This is a genomic window from Rhodoferax saidenbachensis, from assembly GCF_001955715.1.
Classification (GTDB): Bacteria; Pseudomonadota; Gammaproteobacteria; order Burkholderiales; family Burkholderiaceae_C; genus Allorhodoferax; species Allorhodoferax saidenbachensis.
In genome coordinates, this window is record NZ_CP019239.1 from 2,674,980 (window position 1) to 2,700,097 (window position 25,118).

The following is a 25,118-nucleotide window of genomic DNA, read 5'->3' on the forward strand; positions in this document are numbered from 1 at the left end:
CGCGACACAGGGTTCCCGCAGGCGCATCGGCTGCAAGATCTCTGCAACCGTACTTAAATCAAACGATTGATTTAAATCGTACAATCCGCGCTTCATGCCAAAAACGCCAAGCACTTCTCCAACAGCCAAGCCCCTGCGGAGTGACGGGCAGGAGGCACGCAACCGCCTGCTGGATGCGGCGCTGACACTGTTCGCAGACAAGGGCTTCGCCAAGACCTCCACCCGCGAAATCGCGCAGGCGGCGCAGGCCAACATCGCCTCCATCAGTTATTACTTCGGTGACAAGGACGGCCTGTACCGTGCGGTGTTCGCGGACCCGCGCTATAACCCGCCGTTTGCACCGCCTGACGACAATGCGGCGCCGCTGGACATCCGCAGCACCCTGACCCTCATGTTGCGCACCTTCGTAGAACCCCTCAAGACCGGGCAGCAAATTCGCCAGTGCATGAAGCTGCACTTTCGCGAAATGATCGAACCCACCGGTATGTGGCAGGCCGAGATCGACGACAACATCAAGCCCGCCCACGAGGCGTTGGTGCTCGCGCTATGCCGCCATCTGGGCGTCAAGAAGCCTGACGACGACATGCACCACCTGGCCTTCGACATTGCAGGCCTGGGCGTGATGCTGCATGTGGGCATCGATGTGATTCAGGCCATCCGCCCGGCGCTGCTCGGCTCCGCCACCGCACTGGACCGGTACCACGCGCGCATGGTGGACAGCGCCATGGCGCTGGTCGAAGCGGAAGCCCGCCGCCGCGCCCCCCAACCCACGCCCGCCCCCTCTTCTTCCCCTTCCAAACGCAAGACCCAAAAATGAAGACTCCCCTCCGAACTGCCTCAGCCCTGGCCGCCGCGCTGGCGCTCTCGGCTTGCTCTTCCTTGCTTCCGCCCACCAAAGTGGACGCCCCGGCCGCAGCCCAGTGGTACGCGCCGCTGCCGCACGATGGCACCGTGGTGTCGCTGGCGCAGTGGTGGCAGCAACAAGGGGATCCTTTGCTGGTCGAGCTGATTACCGCGGCGGAAGCGGTGAGCCCTTCGGTCTCGCAGTCGCTCTCACGGATTGCGCAGGCGCGCGCCAACCAGGCCACCGCCCGCTCGGCCCTGCTGCCCCAGGTCAATGCGCAACTGGGCGCGAGCCGCGGTGTGAGCCAGCCCGACTACCCCGTCATCACCACCCAGACCCTGGGCCTGCAAGCGGGCTGGGAGCTGGACCTGGTGGGTGCCAACCGCGCCGTGAGCAAGGCCGCGCAGGCGCAGGTCGAGAGCAACCAGGCCCAGTGGCATGACGCGCGGGTACTGGTGGCGGCAGAAGTGGCCAACCTGTACTACAGCCTGTCCACCTGCCAGCAACTACTGGACGTGGCCAAAGCCGACAGCAGCTCGCGCCAGGAAACCGCACGTTTGAGCGAGATCAACGCCAAAGTCGGCTTTGTGGCGCCCTCGGTGGCTGCGCTGGCACGTGCCAGTGCCGCAGACGCCAACAGCCGCGTCACCCAGCAGTCCGCCCAGTGCGACATCAACACCAAGGGCCTGGTCGCGCTGACCGCTATCCCCGAGCCACAATTGAAAGAAAAACTGGCTGCAACCCGCATGCAGCCTGCGCAAGCAGCTTCTTTTTCTGTAGCAAGTGTGCCTGCCCAGGTGATTTCCCAGCGCCCCGATGTGTTCAGTGCCGAGCGCGATGTGATGGTGGCCAGCGCCCAGGTCGGCAGCGCCATTGCCCAGCGGCTGCCGCGCCTCTCCCTGTCGGGTTCTATTGGTGCCATGCGCATCAACACCGCGGGCGTGGAGCAAAGCGGCTCCACCTGGTCCTTCGGCCCGCTGGCGCTGAGTCTGCCCATCTTTGACGCCGGCCAGCGCGCCGCCGCAGTGGAATCGGCACGTGCCGCCTACCAGACCGCCGTCGTGGCGTACCAGGGCAAGGTGCGCCAGGCCGTGCGCGAAGTGGAAGAAGCGCTGGTCACCCTGCAAAGCACCGAGGCCCGCCGCGCAGATGCCACCGTGGCCACCCAAGGCTACGCCGAATCGCTGGCCGCCACCCAGACCCGCTATGGCCAAGGACTGGCCAACCTGGTGGAGCTGGAAGACGCCCGCCGCAGCGCGCTGGCGGCCCAAACAGCCCAGCTCAACCTGCAACTGGAACGCAACCGCGCCTGGGTGGCGCTGTACCGCGCCCTGGGCGGAGGCTGGACAGCACCCGACGCCACGTCTACTGGTGGCCAGACGGCGCCGCAATCCTGAATTCCAACTCCATTCGTCGAATCTCATTTCTTAAAGAGCACGCACCATGAACCCTCTCACCAATGGCCTGACGCAGCGTCTGAAGCAACTCCGCCCCCTCACCCTGTCGCTCATTGCTGCCGGCGTACTGGCCGTGGGCGGCCTGGGGCTGATCGCCACCCAATCGCGCGCTGCGGACGGCGGCAAACCCGCGGCCACCGCCAAGCCCGCGCTTACCGTGTCGGTGGCGCAGGCCAAGCCCCGCTCGCTGCCTATCGCCATCTCTGCCAACGGCAGCGTCACGGCCTGGCAGGAAGCCAGCGTGGGCGCAGAAGCCAATGGCTTGCGCGTTGCAGAATTGCACGCCGCCATTGGTGACCGGGTGCAGCGCGGCCAACTGCTGGCCAGCTTTGCGGCCGAGAGTGTGCAAGCCGACGTCGCACTCGCGCGCGCCAGCGTCGCTGAGGCCACAGCCAACGCGGCAGAAGCCACCGCCAATGCCGACCGCGCCCGCGCCGTGCAAGGCACCGGTGCTTTAAGTGCACAACAAATCAACCAGTACCTGACCACCGAGCTGGCGGCCAAGGCGCGGGTCGACTCCGCAAAGGCGCAGCTCGATACCCAACTGCTGCGGCTCAAACACACCCGACTGGAAGCGCCTGACAACGGCATCATCTCTGCGCGCACTGCCACCGTGGGTTCGGTCATCGGTGCAGGCACCGAGATGTTCAAGCTGATCCGCAATGGCCGTCTGGAGTGGCGCGCAGAAGTCACCTCGACCGAACTGGGGCGCATCACCAACGGCACACCCGTTGTGGTGACCGCACCGGGCGGCGCACAAATGAAAGGCAAGGTACGCATGGTTGCGCCCACGGTGGATGCGGCGACCCGCAACGGCCTGGTCTATGTCGATCTGAGCGGGCCCGTGACCGGCGCCAACGCCGCCACCGGTGCCTTCAAGCCGGGCATGTTTGCGCGTGGCGAGTTTGAACTGGGCAGCTCCGGGGCCTTGACGGTGGCAAATACCGCTGTGGTGGTGCGTGACGGTTTCAGCTACGTCTACCGCATCGCGGCCGACAACCGTGTCTCGCAGATCAAGGTGCAAACCGGCCGCACGCTGGGCGACCAGATCGAGCTGCTGGGCGGTGTGAAACCTGAGGACAGGCTGGTCGCCAGCGGTGCCAGCTTCCTCAGTGAAGGCGATCTGGTGAAAGTCGTGGATTCCAAGCCAAATGTGCCTTCAGCCCCCGCCAATCCTGCGCAGCCAGCTACTAAATAAGGAGCAAGGAACATGAGCCCCCACATTCACATGCGTTCATTGCCCCCCGAGGGGGCGCCTGTCGCCCTTGAGGCGGCTCGGCGGGAGACAGTATGAATGTCTCCGCCTGGTCCATTAAAAACCCCATCCCCGCCGTCATGCTGTTTGTGCTGCTGACGCTGGCGGGGATCATGTCCTTCAAGGCCATGAAGGTGCAGCAGTTCCCGGATCTGGAACTGCCCACCGTTTCGGTATCGGCCAGCCTGCCGGGCGCCGCGCCGGCCCAACTGGAAACCGAAGTCGCCCGCAAACTGGAGAACGCGATTGCGCCGCTGCAGGGCCTGAAGAACATCTACACCAATGTGTCGGACGGCCTGGTCACGGTGACCGCCGAGTTCCGCCTGGAAAAATCCACGCAGGAAGCCGTGGACGATGTGCGCAGCGCCATCCAGCAGGTGCGCAGCGATTTGCCCAGCGATTTGCGCGACCCCATCGTCAGCAAGATCAACCTGTCAGGCGCACCGATTCTGGCCTTCACTATCCGCTCCGGACAGATGGACGACGAAGCGCTGAGCTGGTTCGTCGACAACACCATCTCGCGCGCGCTCTTGGGTGTGCGCGGTGTGGGCTCGGTAGTGCGCGTCGGCGGCGTCACCCGCGAAGTGCAGGTCGCGCTGGACCCGCTCAAGCTGCAAAGCCTGGGTGCCACGGCGGCTGACGTGTCACGCCAGCTCAAGCAGGTGCAGACCGAAAGCGCCGGTGGCCGTGCCGACCTGGGTGGCTCCGAGCAACCCATGCGCACGCTGGCCACCGTCGCCACCGTGGACGAACTGTCCCGGCTGGAACTGAGCTTGAGCAATGGCAAACGTGTGCGCCTGGATGAGATTGCCAGTGTCAAGGACACGGTGGCCGAGCAGCGCAGCTTTGCCTCGCTCAACGGCAAACCCGTGGTCGGATTTGAGATCACCCGCAGCAAGGGCGCCAGCGAAGTGGAAGTGGGCGCCGCGGTGCAAATTGCGCTGGATGCCCTCAAGGCCCAGCACCCTGATCTGGAGCTGACCCAGGCGTTTGACTTTGTGACGCCGGTGCAGGAGGAGTTCGACGCATCCATGACCATGCTGTACGAAGGTGCTGTGTTGGCCGTGATCGTGGTGTGGTTCTTCCTGCGCAGCTGGCGTGCGACGCTGGTGTCTGCGGTGGCGCTTCCGCTGTCGGCCATTCCCGCGTTCATCGGCATGAACTACATGGGCTTCACCACCAACATCGTGACACTGCTGGCACTCTCCTTGGTCATCGGTATTCTGGTGGACGACGCGATTGTGGAAGTGGAAAACATCGAGCGCCACCTGCGCATGGGCAAAACACCCTACCAGGCCGCCATGGAAGCGGCCGATGAAATCGGCCTGGCCGTGATCGCCACCACGTTTGCGTTGATCGCCGTGTTTTTGCCCACCGCCTTCATGAGTGGTGTGGTTGGCAAGTTCTTCAAGCAGTTTGGCTGGACCGCAGTGTTCGCGGTGTTTGCATCCTTGGTGGTGGCACGGGTGCTCACGCCCATGATGGCGGCCTACATCATGAAGCCGTCCACCCATGTGCACGAGGAGCCGATATGGATGCCCGTGTACCTGCGCATCACACGCTGGACGCTGAGCCACCGCTGGATCACCGTATCGGCTGCCGTGGCTTTCTTCGTTGGCTCGCTGTTTCTGGTGCCCCTGATCCCCACCGGTTTCATTCCGCCCGATGACAACTCGCAAACCCAGGTCTATCTGGAGCTGCCGCCGGGAACCACCATCACGCAGACCCGTGCGGCCGCAGAGCGTGCACGCGAAATGATTGGCAAGGTTGACCACGTGGAGAGCGTCTACACCACGGTCGGTGGCGGTGCCGTCGGCTCCGATCCGTTTGCGGGCGGTGCCACCACCGATGTGCGCAAGGCCACACTCACGGTGCTGTTGGCAGAGCGCGGCAAGCGCCCGCGCAAGCAGGTGATTGAAAGCCAGATGCGCACAGCCCTGTCGGAATTGCCAGGCGCGCGCTTCAAGGTCGGTCTGGGCGGTTCGGGTGAGAAATACCAGCTTGCCCTCAAGGGCGAAGACCCCGCGGTGTTGGCGCAAGCCGCCGCCGCGGTAGAGAAAGACCTGCGCAAGATTCCGGGCCTGGGCAACATTTCATCGAGTGCCAGCCTGACACGCGCCGAGATCGCCATTCGCCCGGACTTCGCCAAGGCGGCCGACCTGGGTGTGACCAGCGCCGCGATTGCAGAAACCCTGCGCATCGCCACCCTGGGCGACTACGACTCCGCGCTGGCCAAGCTCAACCTGAGCCAGCGCCAGGTGCCCATCGTGGTGAAGCTGGCGACCGATGCGCGCCAGGACCTCGAAGTGCTGGGACGCCTGATGGTGCCCGGTGTCAAAGGCCCGGTGATGCTGAGCCAGGTGGCCACGTTTGAAATGTCGGGCGGGCCTGCGGTGGTGAGCCGCCTGAACCGCGTGCGCAATGTCAACTTCGAAGTGGAGTTGTCCGGCGTGCCGCTGGGCGAAGTGACCGAGGCCGTGGCCAAGCTGCCCAGCATCGTGAACCTGCCCGCTGGTGTGCAACAACTGGAGATTGGCGACGCCGAAGTACAGGGCGAAATGGTCGCCGGATTTGGCATGGCCATGCTGACCGGCGTGCTGTGTATCTACATCGTGCTGGTGCTGCTATTCAAGGACTTCCTGCACCCGATCTCCATCATTCCGGCGGTCATTCTGTCGTTCGGCGGCGCCTTCATGGGCTTGCTGGTCACCGGCAAGATGCTGTCCATGCCGTCCTTCATCGGGCTGGTGATGCTGATCGGTGTGTCGACCAAGAACTCGATTCTGCTGGTGGAGTACGCCATCATGGCGCGCCGCGAACACGGCCTGAACCGCTTTGACGCGCTGATGGATGCCTGCCACAAACGTGCACGCCCCATCATCATGACCACCATCGCCATGGTGGCGGGCATGCTGCCGCTGGTGATTGGCCTGGGCCACGCCGACAACAGCTTCCGCGCACCCATGGCCGCGGCGGTGATTGGCGGTTTGATCACCTCCACCATCCTGAGTTTGCTGGTGACACCGAGCTTCTTCACCATCGTGGATGACATCGAACACTTTGTGGGGCGCATCAAACGCAAGGTCTTGCGCCAGCAGCCCGCCTGAGCCCCCCCCCGTGGACTTGCCCATGGGGGTGGCTGAAAAGGCCAAGTAATACCGTTTTGCCAAAACGGTTGATAGCCAGGGTGTGGACGGTCGCTCAAGAAAGGCGCATAAATGTCGATAGCAAAAGGGACTAACCCACCTTTTACGACACCATGCACCCCACCGACGACCTGTCCCGCCCTGTCCGGCTCGGCGCACTGAGCATGGCCAAGGTCATGCGTGCGCTGATGGACGGGCCCTGCAGCATCCAGGAACTCAAGGTCATCAGCGGGTTGAGCATCAACACCCTGCACGAGTACATGCGGGCCCTGCGCAAAGAGGGGGTGGCCCACATTGGCGCCTGGGAAAAGGACGCCACCGGCCGCGACAGCCTGCGTGTCTACAAGCTGGGCAACGACAAGGACGCCCCGCGCAGCAAGAAATCCAAGGCCGAGGTCGCCCGCGACTGCCGCAAACGCAAGCAGGACGCCCAGCTCACCCAATCCTTCGCGGTCATCCACCCCACGCCCGTGCACCACCACAACAAGCCCCTGCGGCACGCCAGCGCGCACAACCAGCTCGAGCCCGCACTGCCCTGAGCGGCAAATGGTGTCCAATGCAGGCATGGACACCCAAGACACTCTGGAACACCGCATCACCGAGCTGGAAATCAAGTCCAGCTACCAAGAGGACCTGATCGACAAGCTCGACCAGGTCATCATCCGCCAGCAACAGCAGATCGACCAACTGGTAGAAGCACTGGTGAAGTTGCGGGATCAGCGGCCCGAATCCGCTCCAGGCACCAGCAACTTGCGCGACGAGTTACCGCCGCACTATTGAGCCGCCTGCAAATCCAGACACGCCTGGCTGACAAACTCGCGCAGTAGGCGCAGCGCCGGGGTCAGTTGCCGCCGGTCCGGCAGCACCATGTACAGCGGCACGGGCTCGGTCTGCCATTCGGTGCACAGCGCCACCAGCCGGCCCGCCTTCAAATCCTGCGCCACATCCAGCCACGCCTTGTAGGCCACGCCGCGCCCGGCTATGGCCCAGCGGCGCACCACATCCCCATCGTTGGTGACATGGCCACCACCCACGCTGATAGCCTCTTCCTTGCCATCGCGAAAGAAGCTCCAGCGGTCATTCACCTCGCCACCCAGCATGAAGCACAGGCAGTCGTGTTGCGTTAAATCGCCAGGTTTCTGAGGCACACCGCGCTGCGCCAGATAGGCGGGTGACGCGCACAGCACGCGCCGGTTGTTGGGTGCCACCGGCAGCGCCACCAGGCTGCTATCCGGCGGCTCGCCGTGGCGAAAGGCAGCGTCCACCGGCTCGCTGTACATATTCGCCAGACGGTCCGAGAGTTGCAGCCGAAAGCGCACTTGCGGGTGCAGCGCCTGAAACGCATCCAGCCAGGGCAGCAGCACATTGCGCCCCATGTCGGACGATGCGGCCAGCCGCAGCACGCCCTGCACCTGCGTGCGCCCGGTGGCCAGCGCGTGCTGGCCCTCCTGCAGTGTGGCCAATGCCGAGCGGCAATGCTCCAGAAACACCGCGCCTTCGGGCGTCAGGCGCAGGCTGCGCGTGGAGCGCACCAGCAGGCTGGCACCCAGCTCTGCCTCCAGCCGTTTGAGCGCCGCGCTGGCCGCCGCGGGTGTGATGTCCAGTGCCCGCGCGGTGGCCGACAGGCTGCCCGAATCCACGGTGCGGACAAAGATGTCCAGATCTTGCAATGCCTTCATCTTCAAATTTTATTTGAATATAGGTTCAATCGGTAGACTATTTCTCTTTATGACGATGGGCGAGATGATTCAGCCATCTCTTCAAACCTTCAAGGAAATCACCATGAAAGCCATCGGTTACCAACGCCCCCAAGCCATTGCTGAAGCCACCGCGCTGCAAGACATCACCCTGCCCGACCCGGTCGCATTGGGCCATGACCTGCTGGTCGAAGTGCGCGCCATCTCAGTCAATCCGGTAGACACCAAAGTCCGCGCCAGTGCCGCGCCGGCCGAGGGCCAGACCCACAAGGTGCTGGGTTATGACGCGGCAGGCGTCGTGCGCGCTGTCGGGCCGGAGGTCACGCTGTTCAAGGCCGGTGACCGCGTCTACTACGCCGGTGCCATCCAACGCCCAGGCACCAACAGCGAACTGCACCTGGTGGACGAGCGCATCGTCGGCCACATGCCCGCCAGCCTGGACTTTGCGCAGGCTGCCGCGCTGCCGCTGACGACCATCACCGCGTGGGAGTTGTTGTTTGACCGCTTGGGCATCTTGCCGGGCAAGAAGCCCAATCCACAAACCCTGTTGGTCATTGGCGCCGCAGGTGGCGTCGGCTCCATCCTGGTGCAATTGGCGCGCAGGCTCACCGCGCTGACCATCATTGCCACTGCGTCACGACCTGAAACGCAAGCCTGGGTCAAAGAACTGGGCGCCCACCATGTGATCGACCACAGCCTGCCGCTGCAAACCGAACTGGCGCGCATCGGTATTCCGCAGGTCGACAACATCGTCAGCCTGACGCACACCGCAGACCGGCTCACGCAAATCGTGGAAGCGCTGGCACCGCAAGGCAAGTTTGGCCTGATTGACGACATGCCCTCGCTGGACGTGATGCCCTTCAAACGCAAGGCCGCGTCCGTGCACTGGGAGATGATGTTTGCCCGCCCCATGTTCAACACGCCCGACATGATCGCCCAGCACCATTTATTGAACGAAGTGGCGCAGATGGTCGACGCGGGCCTGATCCGCACCACGCTGGCCGAACGCTTTGGCAGCATCAACGCCGACAACCTGAAGCGCGCCCACGCGCTGGTCGAATCCGGCACGGCGCGGGGCAAGGTGGTGCTGGAAGGTTGGGCTTGATTCGCCTAAATTGCTATTGAATCAATAGCTGCTTGCGCATATTCCACAAGGGCTGGAGGCCGATTTCTTATAAATTTCGGCCCTAGCCGCGTGCGTAGGTCACACCGCCGTCCACCACCAACGTGGAGCCCACCACATAGTCTCCCGCGCGCGAGGCCAGGAAAATGGCGGCACCCGCCATGTCCTCCTTCGTGCCGATGCGCCCGGATGGGATGTGCGTCGAAATCTCCTCGGCGTGGTCGCGTGCGTCCTTGTTCATGTCGGACGCAAAAGCGCCCGGTGCAATCGCCGACACCACGATGTTGTCCTTCACCAACCGCAGCGCCATGCGCCGTGTCAGATGGATCAGACCGGCCTTGCTGGCCGCATACGAGTACGTCTCTTGCGGGTTCACCGACACACCGTCGATGGAGGCGATGTTGATCACCTTGGCCGCGTGGGCCTTGCCGGCCTTTTGCAGGTGACCGTGCAGCGCCTGCGTCAGGAAAAACGGTGTCTTGAGGTTCAGGTCCACCACCTTGTCCCAGCCACTCTCGGGAAAGTCGTCAAACGGTGCACCCCAGGCCGCACCGGCGTTGTTGACCAGAATGTCCAAAGAGCTTTCATGCTGGGAATACGCCGCCACCAGCGCCTGCGCGCCTTCCACCGTCGACACATCAGCAGGCAACGAAACACAGGGGCCCAGCGCCGCCAGCTCAATCGCCGTCTGGTCACAGGCCATGGCCTTGCGCGCGCTGATATAGACGCGCGCGCCCTGGGCCAGAAAGCCCTCGGCAATCATGCGTCCAATGCCGCGCGATCCGCCAGTAATGAGTGCGGTACGGCCTTTGAGTGAAAACAGATCGTTCATGTGTTGTTGCCAAATCTGGCTTGCGGGTTGAGATGCTGGCAAGCTTAGGGGTGAAGCATCCGAAGGGGCGTCACCTAAGTGCCATGGAAGTACCGCCGGTAGCAGAATATGGCCAAGACATATATGGAGGCGTCCAACAAAAAAGCCGAGTCCAACACTCCAGTAGGCCTGTGCAAAGGACCTCCCCAAACCTGTAGTCTCAATTATTAGATCTCTTATGCACTCAATCGATCAAGCCATAGAAGGTTATAAAAAATCCCTCTGCAAGGAAGTAGACATACTCTCTCTCATTGACAGAAATCCAACCGCGCATAAATGGAAAGTCACATATCAGTGCCTATGTTTGCGAGAAACTGTTGCATGGCGCTTTGTAGACATCCTGGGCCAATCATGGATCCTCCACCAACGTGAAAAATCACTAGGGTCAAGAATTCTTCTTCGAAGCGCAATTGAAACTCTTGCAATGCTAATTTTTCTCAATCGACTAACTGAGGATGTCGTCTCGAGAACAATTTCATTCAAAGATTTCTTGGAAAAGGTGATAAATCTCTTTGCAGGATCACGAGATGGCACGACCGATCAAAAGGCCATGAACATTATTACGGTGCTTGAAAAATGCGAAAAAAATCATGCCGGTATTAAGCAGATTTACTCTTGGCTTTCAGAAAGCGCTCACCCGAACTATGAGGGAATGCGACTGTCGTACTCCAGCACTGATCCCGAAAAGAAACTGACAACATTTAGCAACAAAACTAACAATATGTACGCCAAGATGCAACAGGATGGTCTTCTCATGGTGATGGGAATATTCGAGCATGAATACGCAAGATGGCAAGGGCACTTCGAAAAGCTAGAAACATGGCTTGTCGAAAATGAAAAAGAACTTGAACAGTTCAAGGCCCCGTCGAACTAAACCCTACGCCAAACGGCTCTAAACGCCACATGCACTTTTCAACAACTTGGTTTCACCAATAAACACCATTGTTATCAACGATCTTTGATAGTTTTAAGGGTCAGTTTTCGGTTCACCGCAGATAACTAAACCTGCCCACCCACCACCTCATTCGCCGTGCGAAACGCCTCGACCGACGCAGGCACGCCGCAATAGATGGCTGCGTGCAGCAGCACTTCCTGAATCTCTGCCGCCGTGGCGCCATTGTTCAGCGCACCGCGCACATGGCCCTTGAGCTCGTTTTGTTTGCCGAGCGCCGTGAGCATGGCGACCGTGATCAGGCTGCGGGTTTTCAAGTCCAGCCCCGGGCGCTGCCAGGTGTCGCCCCAAGCGGCACGGTTGATGTGATCTTGAATGGGCTGGGTAAAGGGAGTGGTATTGGCTTGGGCGGCTTCGACAAACGCTTCGCCCATCACCTGCTTGCGGGTGGCCAGACCGGTCTCGCTGGCCTTTGAAAAGGAATCCATGTCGGTATCTCCCAAAAGAAGGCCCCGAGCATAGCGCCCAGCCCAGCGACGAGAGGATGAAGTGCCGATCCCGCGTCTGCGAGACGCCGCCACACAGCGGCCTATGCAGTGCATTTTTAGCAAATTTTTATGCCCGTCGCGCAACTCCCTACCCTATTTTTATCCTGGGATGCGTTCAATCCATGTACTGCAAATTGCAGTGCACCCATGGACCTTGAACTTCAATGCAACCTGCTTTTCAAATCCGTTCGCTGACTCCTGACGACCCCATGCAGGACCTCACATCCATGTTGCACCGTGCTTTCTCGCCCATGGGCAGGAGTGGCATCGGCTGCACCAGCTACAACCAGTCCGAGGAAATGACCCGACAGCGTGCTGCAGTCGGCGAATGCTTTGTGGCCGTTGTCGATGGTCGGATAGTGGGGACGGTCACCCTTCAGAGTTCGGGACGCCGCAGCGATTGCCGCTGGTACCGACAACCCCACGTCACCAGCCTGCACCAGTTTGCCGTGGACCCTGCTTACCAAGGGACAGGCATCGGCAAGGGCATGTTGTCGCATGCGATGGAATGGGCACGCGAGCACCACTTTGAAGAACTCGCCCTGGACACGCCGCTACCGGCCAAGCACCTGATTCAGTTCTACGAGGCACAAGGCTTCCGCCAGGTCGAATTGGTTCAGTTCTCCGGACGCGCCTATGTGAGCTGCGTATTGAGTTTGGCCTTGCCAATGCAACACCTGTCGGAACGTCGTCACCACCATCCAGCGCCAGCCGCTAAGCAGCCATTGTTTGGAACGATGGTTTGACGACGTCCTATGCAAAACCCGATCTGCTTTACAGGTCGAAGCGGTCCAGGTTCATGACCTTGGTCCACGCAGCGACAAAGTCTTTGACCAGCTTCTCCTTGCCATCCGCGCTGGCATAGACCTCGGCATAGGCGCGCAACACCGCGTTGGAGCCGAAGACCAGGTCGGCGCGTGTGCCGGTGTATTTCACCGCGCCGGTCTTGCGGTCCTTGCCATGGAACACTTCGCCGGTACCGTCCGCGGCTTTCCACTCGGTGCCCATGTCCAGCAGATTGACGAAAAAGTCGTTGGACAACGCGCCCACCTTGTCGGTGAATACGCCGTGCTTGCCGCCATCGGCATTCGCACCCAACACGCGCAGGCCGCCGACCAGTGCGGTCAGCTCGGGGGCAGTCAGGGTCAGCAACTGGGCGCGGTCCAGCAACAGCGCTTCCGTTGCAGCGCCGATAGCGCCCTTCTTATAGTTGCGGAAGCCGTCGGCTGCTGGCTCAATCACCGCAAAGGACTCGACATCGGTCTGGGTCTGGGTGGCATCGACACGGCCCGCAGCAAACGGCACGCTCACGTTGACGCCGGCCGCCTTGGCGGCCTGCTCCACACCGACCACACCAGCCAGCACTATCACATCGGCCAGCGACAGCTTGCCTGCAATGCCTTGCAGTTTGGACAGCGCCTTGACTGCGATCTTGTTGACTTCCCAGTCCTTCTGCGGTGCCAGCGCCAGGCGCGCGCCGTTGGCACCGCCGCGCTTGTCGCCACCGCGGAAAGTGGAAGCCGAGGCCCAGGCCACCGACACCAGCTCGGACACGCTAAGGCCCGATGCAGCGATCTTGGCTTTGGCATCCGCAATGTCGGCCGCTGTGGGCTGGAGCGTGGCCGCAGGCAGCGGGTCTTGCCAGATCAGATCTTCCTTCGGCACTTCGGGGCCGAGGTAGCGGGCCTTGGGGCCCATGTCGCGGTGGGTCAGCTTGAACCAGGCGCGGGCAAAGGCTTCGGCGAAGGATTGCGGGTCGTCGTGGAACTTCTTGGAGATCGCGCCGAACGCGGGGTCGAAGCGCAGCGTCAGGTCGGTGGTCAACATGGTTGGCTTGTGGAACTTGCCGGGCACATGCGCGTCGGGGATGATGTCCGGCGCGTTCTTGGCAACCCATTGCTTGGCACCCGCAGGCGAATGCGTCAGTTCCCACTCGAACTTGAACAGGTTCTCGAAGAAGTTGTTGCCCCACTGCGCCGGGGTCGTGGTCCAGGTCACTTCCAGGCCGCTCGATACGGTGTCTTTGCCGTGGCCGCTGCCAAAGCTGCTGTTCCAGCCCAGGCCTTGGGCTTCGATGCCTGCGCCTTCGGGTTCTGCGCCTTTGTGTGACTCGGGTGCGGCGCCGTGCGCCTTGCCGAAGGTGTGGCCGCCGGCGATCAGCGCGACGATTTCTTCATCGTCCATCGCCATGCGGTAGAAGGTCGTGCGGATGTCTTTGGCGGCGGCCATGTAGTCGCCGCTGGCGTTGGGGCCTTCGGGGTTCACGTAGATCAGTCCCATGTGGGTGGCGGCCAGGTTCTTGTCCAGGTCACCCTCGCCCTTGTTGCGGTCAAACGAAGTGCCGTTGGGGGTGCTGAAGCGCTTGTCGGCGGCCAGCCAAGATGTCTCTGCACCCCAGTTCACATCCATATCGGGTTCCCACACGTCTTCACGCCCCCCGGCAAAACCGAAGGTGCGAAAGCCCATGGACTCCAGCGCCACGTTGCCAGCCAGGATGAACAGGTCGGCCCAGGAAATCTTCTGGCCATATTTTTGTTTGATAGGCCACAGCAGGCGGCGCGATTTGTCGATGTTGACGTTGTCAGGCCAGGAGTTCAGCGGCGCAAAACGCTGTTGCCCGCGCCCGCCACCGCCACGACCATCGAGCGTGCGGTAGGTGCCAGCGCTGTGCCAGGCCATGCGAACCATTTGCGGACCGTAGTGGCCGAAGTCGGCGGGCCACCAGTCCTGGCTGTCGGTCATCAGTTTGACCAGATCGGCCTTCAGCGCGGCGTAGTCGAGCTTCTTGAATTCTTCGGCGTAGTTGAATGCTTCGCCCAGTGGGTTGGATTTGCTGGAGTGTTGGTTCAACAAATCCACGCGTAACTGGTTCGGCCACCAGTCTTTGTTGGTGGTGCCGCCACCGGCTGCGTGGTGAAAGGGGCATTTGGCTTCGCTTGACATGGCTTATCTCCTTGGGTTGTTGGTGATGAACTGACCGGGCCAGTGTAGATTTTGATCATCTATCGATCAAGATAGTTTTATTAATGAAATCTATAGGCAAAGCCAATGCCCAAGGCCGAACCTAACGCGGCCTTACGATATCACCAGGAGACACCATGACAAACCCAACACCTTTGCCACAGCCCCGCTACCCCCAGCCCGACCTCAATACGCTGCCCGAAGACATACGCACCAAGATTCTGGAAGTGCAGGAAAAATCCGGCTTTGTGCCCAATGTGTTTCTGGCGTTTGCACGGCGCCCGGCCGAATGGCGCGCGTTCTTTGCCTACCACGATGCGCTGATGCTGCGCACCGAGAGCAGTCTGACCAAAGGCGAGCGCGAGATGATCATCACGACCACCAGCGCGGCCAACAGCTGCCTCTATTGCGTGGTGGCCCACGGCGCGATCTTGCGTATTTACGAGAAGAAGCCTTTGGTCGCCGACCAGGTCGCGGTGAACTACCGCAAGGCCGACATCACCCCGCGCCAGCGCGCGATGCTGGACTTTGCGATGAAGGTCTGTCTGCACAGCGCCACGGTGGAAGACGCCGACTTTGACGCGCTGCACGCCCACGGTTTTGACGACGAAGACATCTGGGACATCGCTGGCATCACCGCGTTCTTTGGCCTCTCCAACCGCATGGCCAATGTGACCAGCATGATGCCCAACCCCGAGTTCTACTTGCTGGGCCGTGTGCCCAAAGCCAAGTAGGTCACCCCGTGCGGCGCACTTCCATCAGTCTGCTGCTGGCCGCCACCCTGGCGGGCTGCGCCAGTGCGCCCAACGCCCTGCAGTACGCCGTGCCGGCTCAACCCGAGGGCGCCAGCGGCATCACCGCCAAACCCGGCTGGGCCACACGCACCTATGCCGTCGCGGCCGCCAACCCGCTGGCCACCGACGCCGGGCAGCAGGTGCTGCGTGCCGGTGGCAGCGCGGTGGACGCTGCCATTGCGGTGCAGATGGTGCTGGCGCTGGTGGAGCCGCAAAGTAGCGGCTTGGGCGGCGGCGCCTTCCTGCTGCACTTTGATGGCCAACGCACCCAGGCGTTTGATGGCCGCGAAACCGCGCCCGCCCAGGCCACCCCGCAGTTGTTTCTGGATGCCAGCGGCCAGCCGATGAAGTTTTCCGAGGCTGTCGTCGGCGGCCGCTCCGTGGGCGTGCCCGGCGCCGTGGCCATGCTGGCGCTGGCGCACCGGCAACACGGTCGCCTGCCGTGGGCGCAGCTCTTCACACCGGCCACCACGCTGGCCACGCAAGGCTTTGCTGTGAGCCCACGCATGGCCACGCTATTGGAGTCCGAGCAGGCATTAAAGAAAGACCCGGTGGCGGCCGCCTATTTCTATGACGCGGCGGGCAAGCCCTGGCCTGCGGGCCATGTGCTGCGCAACCCCGAGCTGGCCGCTGTGCTGCAACGCATTGCCAACGAAGGCCCCAGCGCGCTGCTGCAAGGCGACGTGGCCCGCACCATCGCCGCCAAGGTGCAGGGCCACGCAACCAACCCCGGCACGCTCAGCACGCAGGACCTTGCTGCTTACCAACCGCGGGTGCGCGAACCGCTGTGTTTTGACTACCGCGTGCAAACCCGGGACTACCGCATTTGCGGCATGCCGCCACCCAGCTCAGGCGCGATTGCGATAGGGCAAATCCTCGGCCTGCTGAACAACACACCTGCTGCCAGCCTGCCGTTGGCGCAGGGCTTGCCGACAGAACATTGGCTGCACCTCTATACCGAAGCCTCGCGCCTGGCATTTGCCGACCGCGCGCAGTACGTGGCGGACCCCGCCTTTGTGGCGGCACCCGGCGGCAGTTGGCAAAGCATGCTGGCGCCCGGTTACCTGGCCGCACGCGCCAAGGCCATGGACACCAGCCTGACCGGAAAAGCCATGAAAGACGTGCCGCCCGGCCAGCCGGGTGCGGTTCGGGTCAGCTACGCGCCGATGCCGGACCAATTGGAGTACGGCACCTCCCACATCTCGGTGGTCGACGCCTATGGGAACGCGCTGGCCATGACCACCACGATCGAAGACGCCTGGGGCTCGCGCCAGATGGTGAACCGCGGTGTTGGCCTCTCGGGCGGCTTTTTGCTGAACAACCAGCTCACCGATTTCAGCTTCAGCCCGACCGGCGCCGACGGAAAACCCGTGGCCAACCGCGTCGAGCCTGGCAAGCGGCCACGCTCCAGCATGGCGCCCACGCTGGTGTTTGACAAAGCCACCGGCCAACTTGTCCTGAGCGGTGGCAGCCCGGGCGGAGCGCTCATCATCCACTTCACAGCCAAGACGCTGTACGGTGTGTTGCACTGGGGGCTGAATACGCAGCAGGCTATCGATCTGCCCAACTTTGCATCTCTAGGTGGCCCCATGCTGCTGGAAGAAAAGCGCTTTGACGCCGCCACAGTGCAAGCCCTGCAGGCGCGTGGCCATACGGTGGTGAAAACCGCCCTGCCCAGCGGGCTGCAGGCCATCCAGCGCACGACCACCGGTTGGTTTGGTGGCGCCGACCCGCGGCGCGAAGGTGTGGTGCTGGGGGACTAAACCCAGGGTTTACAACACTACTGTCCGGTAAATTTTGCCCCGTTTTCAGAAGAGTTCAACCTGCGATTTCAGCTCTTCGAAACTGTCGTCCTTGATAGCGTTGTCTACCATCTGAGCCAAAGAGATCTTCTCAAACATGTTGACCTCCACCAGATGCAAGAAGTTACGCAGTGACAGGTCAGTATGTAGTCCGTGGTGTGCGACCAAAGCTATCAAATAGGTACACACTGCAATCCATATCTGTGATCTCACCGCGTTCAATGAATTGCCAAAGAAGTGTTGGATGTTCAGGTTCTGCTTGAGCCATTTGAAGAACAGCTCAATCTGCCAGCGCTGCTTGTAGATGGCTGCGATGGTGAGGGCGGATAGGTCTAGACGGTTGGTTAGAAAGACGAGTTCCAAACAACTCACTGCATCGTAGAAACGTACCCGGCGCAAAGGCTCAGGGTAGCCTTTCTTGGAGCGCTCCCCCGTCAGCACAATGGTTTGATCCGAGTACACGCCGGTTTGCACATCAGCCGCGTGGGCTTCACTGCAGATGAAGCTCAAATTGTCTTTGGCGCGCACCACAAAGCTGCACTCCCGTTGCACCAAGCGGTGCAACCTTGCAAAGTCCACGTAGCCGCGATCCAGCACGACGATAGAGCCCTTGGGCAGACTCAATGCATCCAATTGCCCCGAGTCGCCGACTTTGCCGGTGGTGATCGATAGCATCACTGGAATGGCACCCCGCAGGTCGATCACCGTATGGGCCTTGATTCCCGCTTTGGTGGACCGAAAGTCAGCCCAGGGAAACAGTTTCAGACACAAGTCGATGGTGGTGGAGTCCATGGCATACAGTGGCTCCTTGAGGCCCAAGCCGATGTCATGGTCTTTGTACAAATCCAACGCGGTTTCGATCAGGCGTTGCCCCAGTGCTTCGAACAAATGCGAGTCACGCCGCTCGTTGGCATCGGCCAATGTGGAGCGTGATACACGCTGACGCAGGCCGCAGTGGTAAAGCTTGGAGCTTTGCGAGTTCAGGCACACGATCAGGTCGCGCAAGCCTTCCCTGCGAGTGAACTGCGCGTAGGCCATGCAAATGAATTGGCTCCAGGCAGTGAAATCCCGTGTCCAGCGGTTGGCTTGGTACCTATCAACGAGGTGTTCAAAGTGGCTAAACGGTACGACGGCCAGCAATTGCGCGAATACCGTGCGACCAGCGTTCATGACGTAAACCTCGAAAAATGAGGTCACGATATGCCCACGGGCAAAAATCGGATTTCAAATCGCCGGAATCCAAAAAGCTCTTGAAACCCGCATCCAGCTTAGGTTTGAACTGCCCTGATGCAAAATTTACCGGACACTAGTGGGTTTACAAGCCAAATTAGCCTGTAGCCCTTGTGGAATGTGCGCGAGCAGCTATATAAGTAATAGCAAATCCAGCATAGCCCTCAATTCCGCGCCGGGCCGCCCCAAGCGGAATTAGCCCCCTTGGGGGGCAGCGACCCGCTCACGCATCTGCGGTCGCAGATGCGCTCACGTTGTGGCAAATACGCCCGGCACGGCCCAAAAGCCGTGCATGGGCGGAGCGTGGGGGCCACGTTCTTACAATTCACCTATGGCCATCCCCCAAACCTTCATCCAGGAACTGATCGCACGGGCGGACGTGGTGGAGATCGTGGGCCGTTATGTGCAGCTCAAAAAGGGCGGCGCCAACTTCATGGGCCTGTGCCCGTTCCACGGCGAAAAGTCACCCTCGTTCTCGGTCAGCCCGGCTAAACAGTTCTACCACTGCTTCGGCTGCGGCAAGAACGGCAACGCCATCAGCTTCCTGATGGAACACGCGGGCATGACCTTCATCGAAGCGGTAAAAGACCTGGCCGGCCAGTACGGCATGGTGGTGCCCGAAGAAGAAGGCTCACCCGAAGACCGCGCCCGCGCGCTCGCGCAGCGGCAAAGGCAAAACACGCTGACCGACGTGCTGGAGAAGGCGGGCGAGGCCTACCGCAAACAATTGAAGGATTCCCCCCGGGCCATCGACTACCTCAAGGGCCGTGGCCTCTCGGGCGAAGTAGCCAAACAGTTTGGCCTGGGTTACGCCCCCGAAGGCTGGCGCAGCCTGGCCAGTGTGTTCCCACAGTACGACGATCCACTCCTAGTCGAGAGCGGCCTGGTGATCTCGAATGCAGAGGAAGGCAACGACGAAAAGCGCTACGACCGCTTCCGCGACCGCGTGATGTTCCCCATCCGCAATATCAAGGGCGAGTGCATAGGTTTCGGCGGCCGCGTGCTGGGCGACGAAAAGCCCAAATACCTGAACTCCCCGGAAACCCCGGTGTTCAGCAAAGGCCGCGAGTTGTACGGCCTGTTCGAGGCCCGCAACGCGCTGCGCGAACAGGGTTATGTGCTGGTCACCGAGGGTTATATGGACGTGGTGGCGCTGGCGCAACTGGGCTTTCCCAACGCGGTGGCCACGCTGGGCACGGCCTGCACGGCCGACCATGTGCACAAGTTGTTCCGCTTTACGGATTCGGTGGTGTTCAGCTTTGACGGCGACGCTGCTGGCCAACGCGCCGCCCGCAAGGCGCTGGACGCCGCCCTGCCCTACGCCACCGATGTGCGCAGTATCAAGTTCCTGTTCCTGCCCACCGAACACGACCCCGACAGCTTTATCCGCGCCCACGGCAAAGAGGCCTTCGCACGTTATGTGGGCGAAGCCACGCCGCTGAGCCGTTTTCTGGTGGAGTCGGCTCGCGAAGGCTGCGACCTCAACACCGCCGAAGGTCGCGCCCGCATGGCCAGCAACGCCAAGCCGCTATGGAGCCTGCTGCCCGACGGCGCGCTCAAGCTGCAACTGATCGGTGAACTCGCCACCCAGATTCAATTGCCCAGCCAGGAGCTGGCCGTGTTGTGGGCCAACAGCGGCACCCCGCACCGTCCCGCCCCCCACCGTGACCGTGACGATTGGCAAGCCGATCCCGATGGCGATTACGGCACCACTTCCAGCGTGCAAAGCCACCCCCTGGATGGCGAAGGCACCAGCACCTGGAAAGGAAAACGGGAATGGAAAGGCAAGGGCAAGTGGGAGGGCAAAGGCAAATGGGATAGTCAACGCCCCAGCCGCCCACCGCTGCGCGGCCCACTGGCCAGCCGCGCCGACCACGCCACCCGCATCCTGCTGGGCCACGCCGCACTGTGGGAAGCCTTATCCGGTGAAGACCATGGCCTGTTGTGCGAGTTGCCCGAGCCCCATGGCCCACTCATGGTTTGGCTGGAAGCCCAGTTACACGAACACGGCCCATTGCCCTGGGAAGCCCTGCGCGCCGGGCTGGAAGAGCACGAAGCGCAAGGCCTGGCCCTGCGCCTGATGTCCGACACGGGCGTACCAGTGGAGCCCACCGACGAGTCTGCGGCCGAGCTGCGCGACCTGCTCAACCGCATGCTGATAGAGCGTATCAAGGAGCAAGAGACCCAGGCGATTGAGGACTCCAAGGCCGACCCCAGCGCCCTGCAACGCTACCGCGAACTGCAGGCCCGTCGCCGGGAACTGGAAAAATTGCAAATCGACGGTATAATCCAAGGTTGATTCGGCAAGAGCGACAGCAGCACCTCCGGGCCAGGCCAAACGATGACACTGATCACGACCGGCCACCTTACCGCAAGGACTGCACTCCAAATGATCGCCCTCTCATCTTGCCATTGGGGAATCTGATTCCCTGCCCTGCTAACTACACCCGTCGCGCACGCGATGTAGGAGGCGCCTGTTCTGTCCGTGTGTTTTTTTGATGTCCTGAGGTGATCAATTGCCTGCTCAAAAACCTGCCAAGCCTGTCCAGTCCGCCGCCAAATCTGCCGCCAAGCCCGACAAGAAAGCCAAACCCGTGCCCGCATCCAAAGCCCCTGTCGCGAAATCCAAAGCCCAGCAATTGCAGGAAGCCGCTGACGCCCTGCTTGCCGCAAGTGCCACGGCAAAAAAGAAACCGGGCCGCCCGCCCAAAGCCGCTGCCGCTGAATCCAGCGCACCGGCCAAGACCGGCGCCAAGCGCGGCCGCAAGCCCAAGGCCGGTGCCGAACCCTCCGGTGACGACATGGACATGTCGGACATTGAAGCCGACCTGGTTGGCGAACCGGTGGCAGCCACTGGAGAAAAAGTCAAACCCCTGCGCATGAAGATCAGCAAGGCGAAAGAACGCGCCTTGATGAAGGAATTCGGTCTGGACGAGACCGTGCTGTCCGAAGAAGACATGGCCAAGCGCCGTGCGCGCCTCAAGGCCCTGATCACGCTGGGCAAGACCCGTGGCTACCTGACGCACGGCGAAATCTCCGATCACTTGCCCGACAAGCTGGTCGACGCGGAAACGCTGGAAGTCGTGATCTCCATGTTGAACGACATGGGTGTCGCTGTTTACGAGCAGACCCCTGACGCAGAAACCCTGCTGCTGAACAACAACGTTTCCACTGCCGCGACGGTGGAAGAAGCGGAAGAAGAAGCCGAAGCCGCCCTGTCCACCGTTGACAGCGAGTTCGGCCGCACGACGGACCCTGTGCGCATGTACATGCGCGAAATGGGTACGGTTGAGTTGCTGACCCGCGAAGGCGAAATTGAAATCGCCAAGCGCATTGAAGGCGGCCTGATGGCGATGATGGAGGCGATCTCCGCCTCCCCTGCCACCATCGCCGAGATCCTGCGCCTGGGCGAAGAAATCCGCGAAGGCAAGGTCGTCATCACCACCATCGTGGACGGCTTCTCCAACCCCAACGAGGCCGACGACTATGTGGCCGAAGAAGATTTCGACGAATTCGACGAAGCCGACGATGACGACGGCAAAGGCGGCTCCAAGGCACTGACCAAGAAGCTCGAAGAGCTGAAGAAACAGGCACTGGAGCGCTTCGACAAGATGCGCGAACTCTTCGAGAAGGTACACAAGGTCTACGACAAGGAAGGCTACGGCACGCCCGCCTACGTGAAGGCCCAGAAGGCCCTGAGCGAAGAGCTGATGACCATTCGTTTCACCGCCAAGGCGATTGAAAAACTATGCGACATGGTGCGCGCCCAAGTGGACGACGTGCGCAAGAAAGAGCGTGAGCTGCGCCGCATCATTGTGGACAAGTGCGGCTACCCGCAAGAACACTTCATCGCTGACTTCAGCGGTCGCGACAAGAACGGCAACAAGATCGCCTCCAACCTGCTGAACCTCAAGTGGATTGAAAAGCAGGCCGCTGCCGGCAAGCCCTGGAGCGCGATCATGGCGCGCAACATTCCCCCCGTGCAGGACCTGCAGCAAAAGCTGACCGACCTGCAAGCCCGGGTGGTGGTGCCACTGGACCAACTCAAGGACATCAACAAGTTCATGAACGCGGGCGAATACGCATCGCGCGCGGCCAAGAAGGAAATGATCGAGGCCAACTTGCGCCTGGTGATTTCCATCGCCAAGAAGTACACCAACCGCGGTCTGCAGTTCCTGGATCTGATCCAGGAAGGCAACATTGGTTTGATGAAGGCCGTGGACAAGTTTGAATACCGCCGCGGCTACAAGTTCTCGACTTACGCCACCTGGTGGATTCGCCAGGCCATCACCCGCTCCATCGCGGACCAGGCGCGCACCATCCGTATCCCGGTGCACATGATCGAAACCATCAACAAGATGAATCGCATCAGCCGCCAACACTTGCAAGAGTTTGGTTTTGAACCCGATGCTTCCGTGCTCGCCGCGAAGATGGAGATTCCGGAAGACAAGATCCGCAAGATCATGAAGATCGCCAAAGAGCCGATCTCCATGGAAACACCAATTGGTGACGATGACGACAGCCACCTGGGCGACTTCATCGAAGACAGCGCCAACACCGCGCCTATGGAAGCCGCGATGCAGGCTGGTCTGCGCGACGTGGTCAAGGACATCCTCGACAGCCTGACGCCCCGCGAAGCCAAGGTGCTGCGCATGCGTTTCGGTATCGAGATGACGTCGGACCACACGCTGGAAGAAGTGGGCAAGCAGTTTGACGTGACGCGTGAGCGCATCCGCCAGATCGAAGCCAAGGCGCTGCGCAAGTTGAAGCACCCCAGCCGCTCGGACAAGCTGCGCAGCTTCACCGACACGCTGTAAGCCTGAAAACCCAAGCAAAATAGCGCCCCAAGCCGCATACAGCGTGCGCAGGGCGCTATTTTTTTGATAGTGAATCATCAAGCATGGCTACGGAACACACTTACAAACTCGCTGGCGTCATGGGCTGGCCGGTCTCGCACTCGCGTTCGCCGCTGATCCACAACCATTGGATTGCCGAGCATGGTTTGCGCGGCGCCTATGTGCTGCTGCCGGTGCAACCCGACAAACTGGCCGTGGCCTTGCGTGGTCTGTCGGCCCTGGGCTTTGCCGGCTGCAACCTGACCATTCCGCACAAGGTGGCCGCCATGCCACTGGTCGACCACCTGGAGCCCCTAGCGCAGCGCATTGGTGCCGTCAACACGATCGTGGTGGGACCGGACGGTGCCCTGACCGGGCGCAACACAGACGCCTACGGCTTTGTGCAAAGCCTGCTGGATGCCAAACCGGACTGGCGCGCCGATGCCGGCCCGGCTGTGGTGCTCGGTGCAGGCGGCGCCGCACGTGCAGTATTAGCCGGATTGATCGATGGCGGCGCGCGCTCCATTCGCCTGTGCAACCGCAGTTGGGACAAGGCACATGACCTCGCGCAGGAGTTTGGCTCCGCCATCGTGCACGCCGTGCCATGGGCCGACCGCCACAACGCGCTGGATGGTGCAGCCCTCTTGGTCAACACCACCAGCCAGGGCATGCAGGGTGAGTCCGCACTGGACCTGTCGCTGGACCGTTTGCCGGCGGAGGCGCTGGTGTCCGACATCATTTACGTACCGCTGGAAACGCCACTGCTCGCGGCAGCACGGCAACGTGGCAACGCTACGGTCAACGGATTGGGGATGTTGCTGAACCAAGCCCGCCCGGCATTTGAAGCCTGGTTTGGTATGCGCCCCGACGTCACCCCGGCCTTGCTGGCCCAGGTGCAGGCGACGCTTTAGCGCCTGTACAAGCCGCCTGTTTAAGCGACCTGTTTGGCGGCGCGTGCGCCGACAAACCCAAAGGCGAACTGCAGCACTTCTTCCAGCGAGAGTTCAATCGCCTGGCGCTCCTGCTCGGTCAGGTAAAACATCATGTCCACGTCATGGCGCACATAACGTGCGGGCAAGCGGTTGAGCGCAACACAGGCCACATCGGCGAGCATGTCGGCCGTGAAACTAGGATGAGCCCGCGCACGGCCTGCCACTTCTTCGAAAACGAGACGTTCGTAGTAGTTGTGAACCTGCTCGAAATTAAACACCATGAGAGTCTCCAAAATGCGGGGCAAAGCGCCAAACCACTCGGCCCGCGCAGCCGTTCGACCTTAGCACCACTGCCGTAGGCTGACAAGTAGCCAACAACCATCAGACTTGCCGCTATGCGGCCGATCCGGCTTCTCAATAGACCCGCAAACAGAGGGCCGACGCCATGTGGACCGCAACAACCGTCTGCCGCGATTTGCGAAAACGCCGAAAAAGCGAGGATTCTGACCCGGTAAAACCAAAAGTCGCTTGACGCAATCTGTGAAGGTATTGCAGGATATCCGTCTGCAGAATTGTGTGTGATTACAGATTCATAGGCATTCTTAGCTATGAAACTTGTAGCAGCCAGAAAACTGCGATATAGTTTCCCCCTGAATCAACATGCTGCGCAATTTCCCGTTTCGGACTTCAAAAACCACACGGTAGGCCGGCCAAAACCGCATCGAGGAGAG

General features: G+C 61.3%; 20 protein-coding genes. 14 read left to right on the plus strand and 6 right to left on the minus strand.

From position 1 onward, the window contains the following. Nucleotides 1-94 precede the first annotated feature (94 nt). The 6 genes from RS694_RS12800 to RS694_RS12825 all read left to right on the plus strand — a co-directional run bounded on the left by RS694_RS12800 (nucleotide 95) and on the right by RS694_RS12825 (nucleotide 7,482). Nucleotides 95-817: a CerR family C-terminal domain-containing protein gene (locus RS694_RS12800; RefSeq protein WP_076069661.1), complete on the plus strand. Its 723-nt coding sequence runs from the start codon at nucleotides 95-97 to the stop codon at nucleotides 815-817. Next, entirely contained in the window at nucleotides 814-2,241 is a 1,428-nt protein-coding gene (locus RS694_RS12805) for an efflux transporter outer membrane subunit (protein ID WP_029707278.1), read from the plus strand. Before RS694_RS12800 ends, RS694_RS12805 begins: the two co-directional genes overlap by 4 nt. 46 nt (nucleotides 2,242-2,287) lie before the next feature. After that, nucleotides 2,288-3,499 (plus strand): efflux RND transporter periplasmic adaptor subunit, encoded by a 1,212-nt coding sequence (locus RS694_RS12810; RefSeq protein WP_029707277.1) that lies wholly within the window; start codon nucleotides 2,288-2,290, stop codon nucleotides 3,497-3,499. Between the two features lie 92 nt (nucleotides 3,500-3,591). Next, entirely contained in the window at nucleotides 3,592-6,663 is a 3,072-nt protein-coding gene (locus tag RS694_RS12815) for an efflux RND transporter permease subunit (RefSeq protein WP_029707276.1), read from the plus strand. A 152-nt stretch (nucleotides 6,664-6,815) separates the two neighbouring features. Beyond that, nucleotides 6,816-7,241: a winged helix-turn-helix domain-containing protein gene (locus tag RS694_RS12820; protein WP_029707275.1), complete on the plus strand. Its 426-nt coding sequence runs from the start codon at nucleotides 6,816-6,818 to the stop codon at nucleotides 7,239-7,241. A 7-nt stretch (nucleotides 7,242-7,248) separates the two neighbouring features. Continuing rightward, the gene (locus RS694_RS12825; protein WP_241463969.1) at nucleotides 7,249-7,482 is read left to right on the plus strand and encodes a SlyX family protein; all 234 of its coding nucleotides are present in this window, start codon (nucleotides 7,249-7,251) and stop codon (nucleotides 7,480-7,482) included. Here the strand turns inward: RS694_RS12825 and RS694_RS12830 are convergent. After that, nucleotides 7,476-8,381, minus strand: coding sequence for a LysR family transcriptional regulator (locus RS694_RS12830; RefSeq protein WP_029707273.1), 906 nt, complete (start codon nucleotides 8,379-8,381; stop codon nucleotides 7,476-7,478). The genes RS694_RS12825 and RS694_RS12830 overlap by 7 nt on opposite strands. A gap of 103 nt (nucleotides 8,382-8,484) precedes the next feature. On the opposite strand from RS694_RS12830, the gene RS694_RS12835 reads away from it, so the two are divergent. Beyond that, on the plus strand, nucleotides 8,485-9,504 hold the full coding sequence (locus RS694_RS12835) for a zinc-binding alcohol dehydrogenase family protein (protein ID WP_029707272.1): 1,020 nt from the start codon (nucleotides 8,485-8,487) through the stop codon (nucleotides 9,502-9,504). A gap of 82 nt (nucleotides 9,505-9,586) precedes the next feature. Here RS694_RS12835 and RS694_RS12840 read toward each other — a convergent pair whose 3' ends face one another. Beyond that, on the minus strand, nucleotides 9,587-10,354 hold the full coding sequence (locus RS694_RS12840) for an SDR family oxidoreductase (protein WP_029707270.1): 768 nt from the start codon (nucleotides 10,352-10,354) through the stop codon (nucleotides 9,587-9,589). Nucleotides 10,355-10,571: 217 nt separating this feature from the next. Between RS694_RS12840 and RS694_RS20520 the strand changes: the two genes are divergently transcribed. Beyond that, a complete protein-coding gene (locus RS694_RS20520; protein ID WP_029707268.1) occupies nucleotides 10,572-11,267 on the plus strand; it encodes a hypothetical protein in 696 nt (231 codons plus the stop codon). Nucleotides 11,268-11,392: 125 nt separating this feature from the next. On the opposite strand, the gene RS694_RS12850 is transcribed toward RS694_RS20520, so the two are convergent. Next, complete coding sequence (locus tag RS694_RS12850) at nucleotides 11,393-11,773, minus strand: carboxymuconolactone decarboxylase family protein (protein ID WP_029707267.1); 381 nt, start codon at nucleotides 11,771-11,773, stop codon at nucleotides 11,393-11,395. A 224-nt stretch (nucleotides 11,774-11,997) separates the two neighbouring features. On the opposite strand from RS694_RS12850, the gene RS694_RS12855 reads away from it, so the two are divergent. Further along, the gene (locus RS694_RS12855) at nucleotides 11,998-12,579 is read left to right on the plus strand and encodes a GNAT family N-acetyltransferase (RefSeq protein ID WP_051391839.1); all 582 of its coding nucleotides are present in this window, start codon (nucleotides 11,998-12,000) and stop codon (nucleotides 12,577-12,579) included. Between the two features lie 28 nt (nucleotides 12,580-12,607). Here the strand turns inward: RS694_RS12855 and katG are convergent, their stop codons facing one another. Beyond that, on the minus strand, nucleotides 12,608-14,776 hold the full coding sequence (gene katG, locus RS694_RS12860; RefSeq protein WP_029707265.1) for a catalase/peroxidase HPI: 2,169 nt from the start codon (nucleotides 14,774-14,776) through the stop codon (nucleotides 12,608-12,610). Nucleotides 14,777-14,931: 155 nt separating this feature from the next. Between katG and RS694_RS12865 the strand changes: the two genes are divergently transcribed. After that, nucleotides 14,932-15,528, plus strand: a complete 597-nt coding sequence (locus RS694_RS12865) for a peroxidase-related enzyme (protein WP_029707264.1) — start codon at nucleotides 14,932-14,934, stop codon at nucleotides 15,526-15,528. An 8-nt stretch (nucleotides 15,529-15,536) separates the two neighbouring features. Beyond that, nucleotides 15,537-17,351, plus strand: coding sequence for a gamma-glutamyltransferase (ggt, locus tag RS694_RS12870; protein ID WP_029707263.1), 1,815 nt, complete (start codon nucleotides 15,537-15,539; stop codon nucleotides 17,349-17,351). A gap of 45 nt (nucleotides 17,352-17,396) precedes the next feature. Here ggt and RS694_RS12875 read toward each other — a convergent pair whose 3' ends face one another. Then, on the minus strand, nucleotides 17,397-18,560 hold the full coding sequence (locus tag RS694_RS12875; RefSeq protein WP_029707262.1) for an IS4 family transposase: 1,164 nt from the start codon (nucleotides 18,558-18,560) through the stop codon (nucleotides 17,397-17,399). Nucleotides 18,561-18,951: 391 nt separating this feature from the next. Between RS694_RS12875 and dnaG the strand changes: the two genes are divergently transcribed. From dnaG to RS694_RS12890, 3 genes are all read left to right on the plus strand, one after another. Next, a complete protein-coding gene (gene dnaG, locus RS694_RS12880) occupies nucleotides 18,952-20,919 on the plus strand; it encodes a DNA primase (RefSeq protein WP_029707261.1) in 1,968 nt (655 codons plus the stop codon). Nucleotides 20,920-21,136: 217 nt separating this feature from the next. Further along, nucleotides 21,137-23,437 carry an RNA polymerase sigma factor RpoD gene (gene rpoD / locus RS694_RS12885; RefSeq protein WP_029707260.1) on the plus strand — a complete coding sequence of 767 codons (2,301 nt, stop codon included), beginning with the start codon at nucleotides 21,137-21,139 and terminating at the stop codon, nucleotides 23,435-23,437. A gap of 83 nt (nucleotides 23,438-23,520) precedes the next feature. Further along, entirely contained in the window at nucleotides 23,521-24,366 is an 846-nt protein-coding gene (locus tag RS694_RS12890; RefSeq protein ID WP_076069664.1) for a shikimate dehydrogenase, read from the plus strand. 20 nt (nucleotides 24,367-24,386) lie between these two features. Here the strand turns inward: RS694_RS12890 and RS694_RS12895 are convergent, their stop codons facing one another. Beyond that, nucleotides 24,387-24,668 carry a late competence development ComFB family protein gene (locus tag RS694_RS12895; protein ID WP_029707258.1) on the minus strand — a complete coding sequence of 94 codons (282 nt, stop codon included), beginning with the start codon at nucleotides 24,666-24,668 and terminating at the stop codon, nucleotides 24,387-24,389. Nucleotides 24,669-25,118 lie beyond the last annotated feature (450 nt).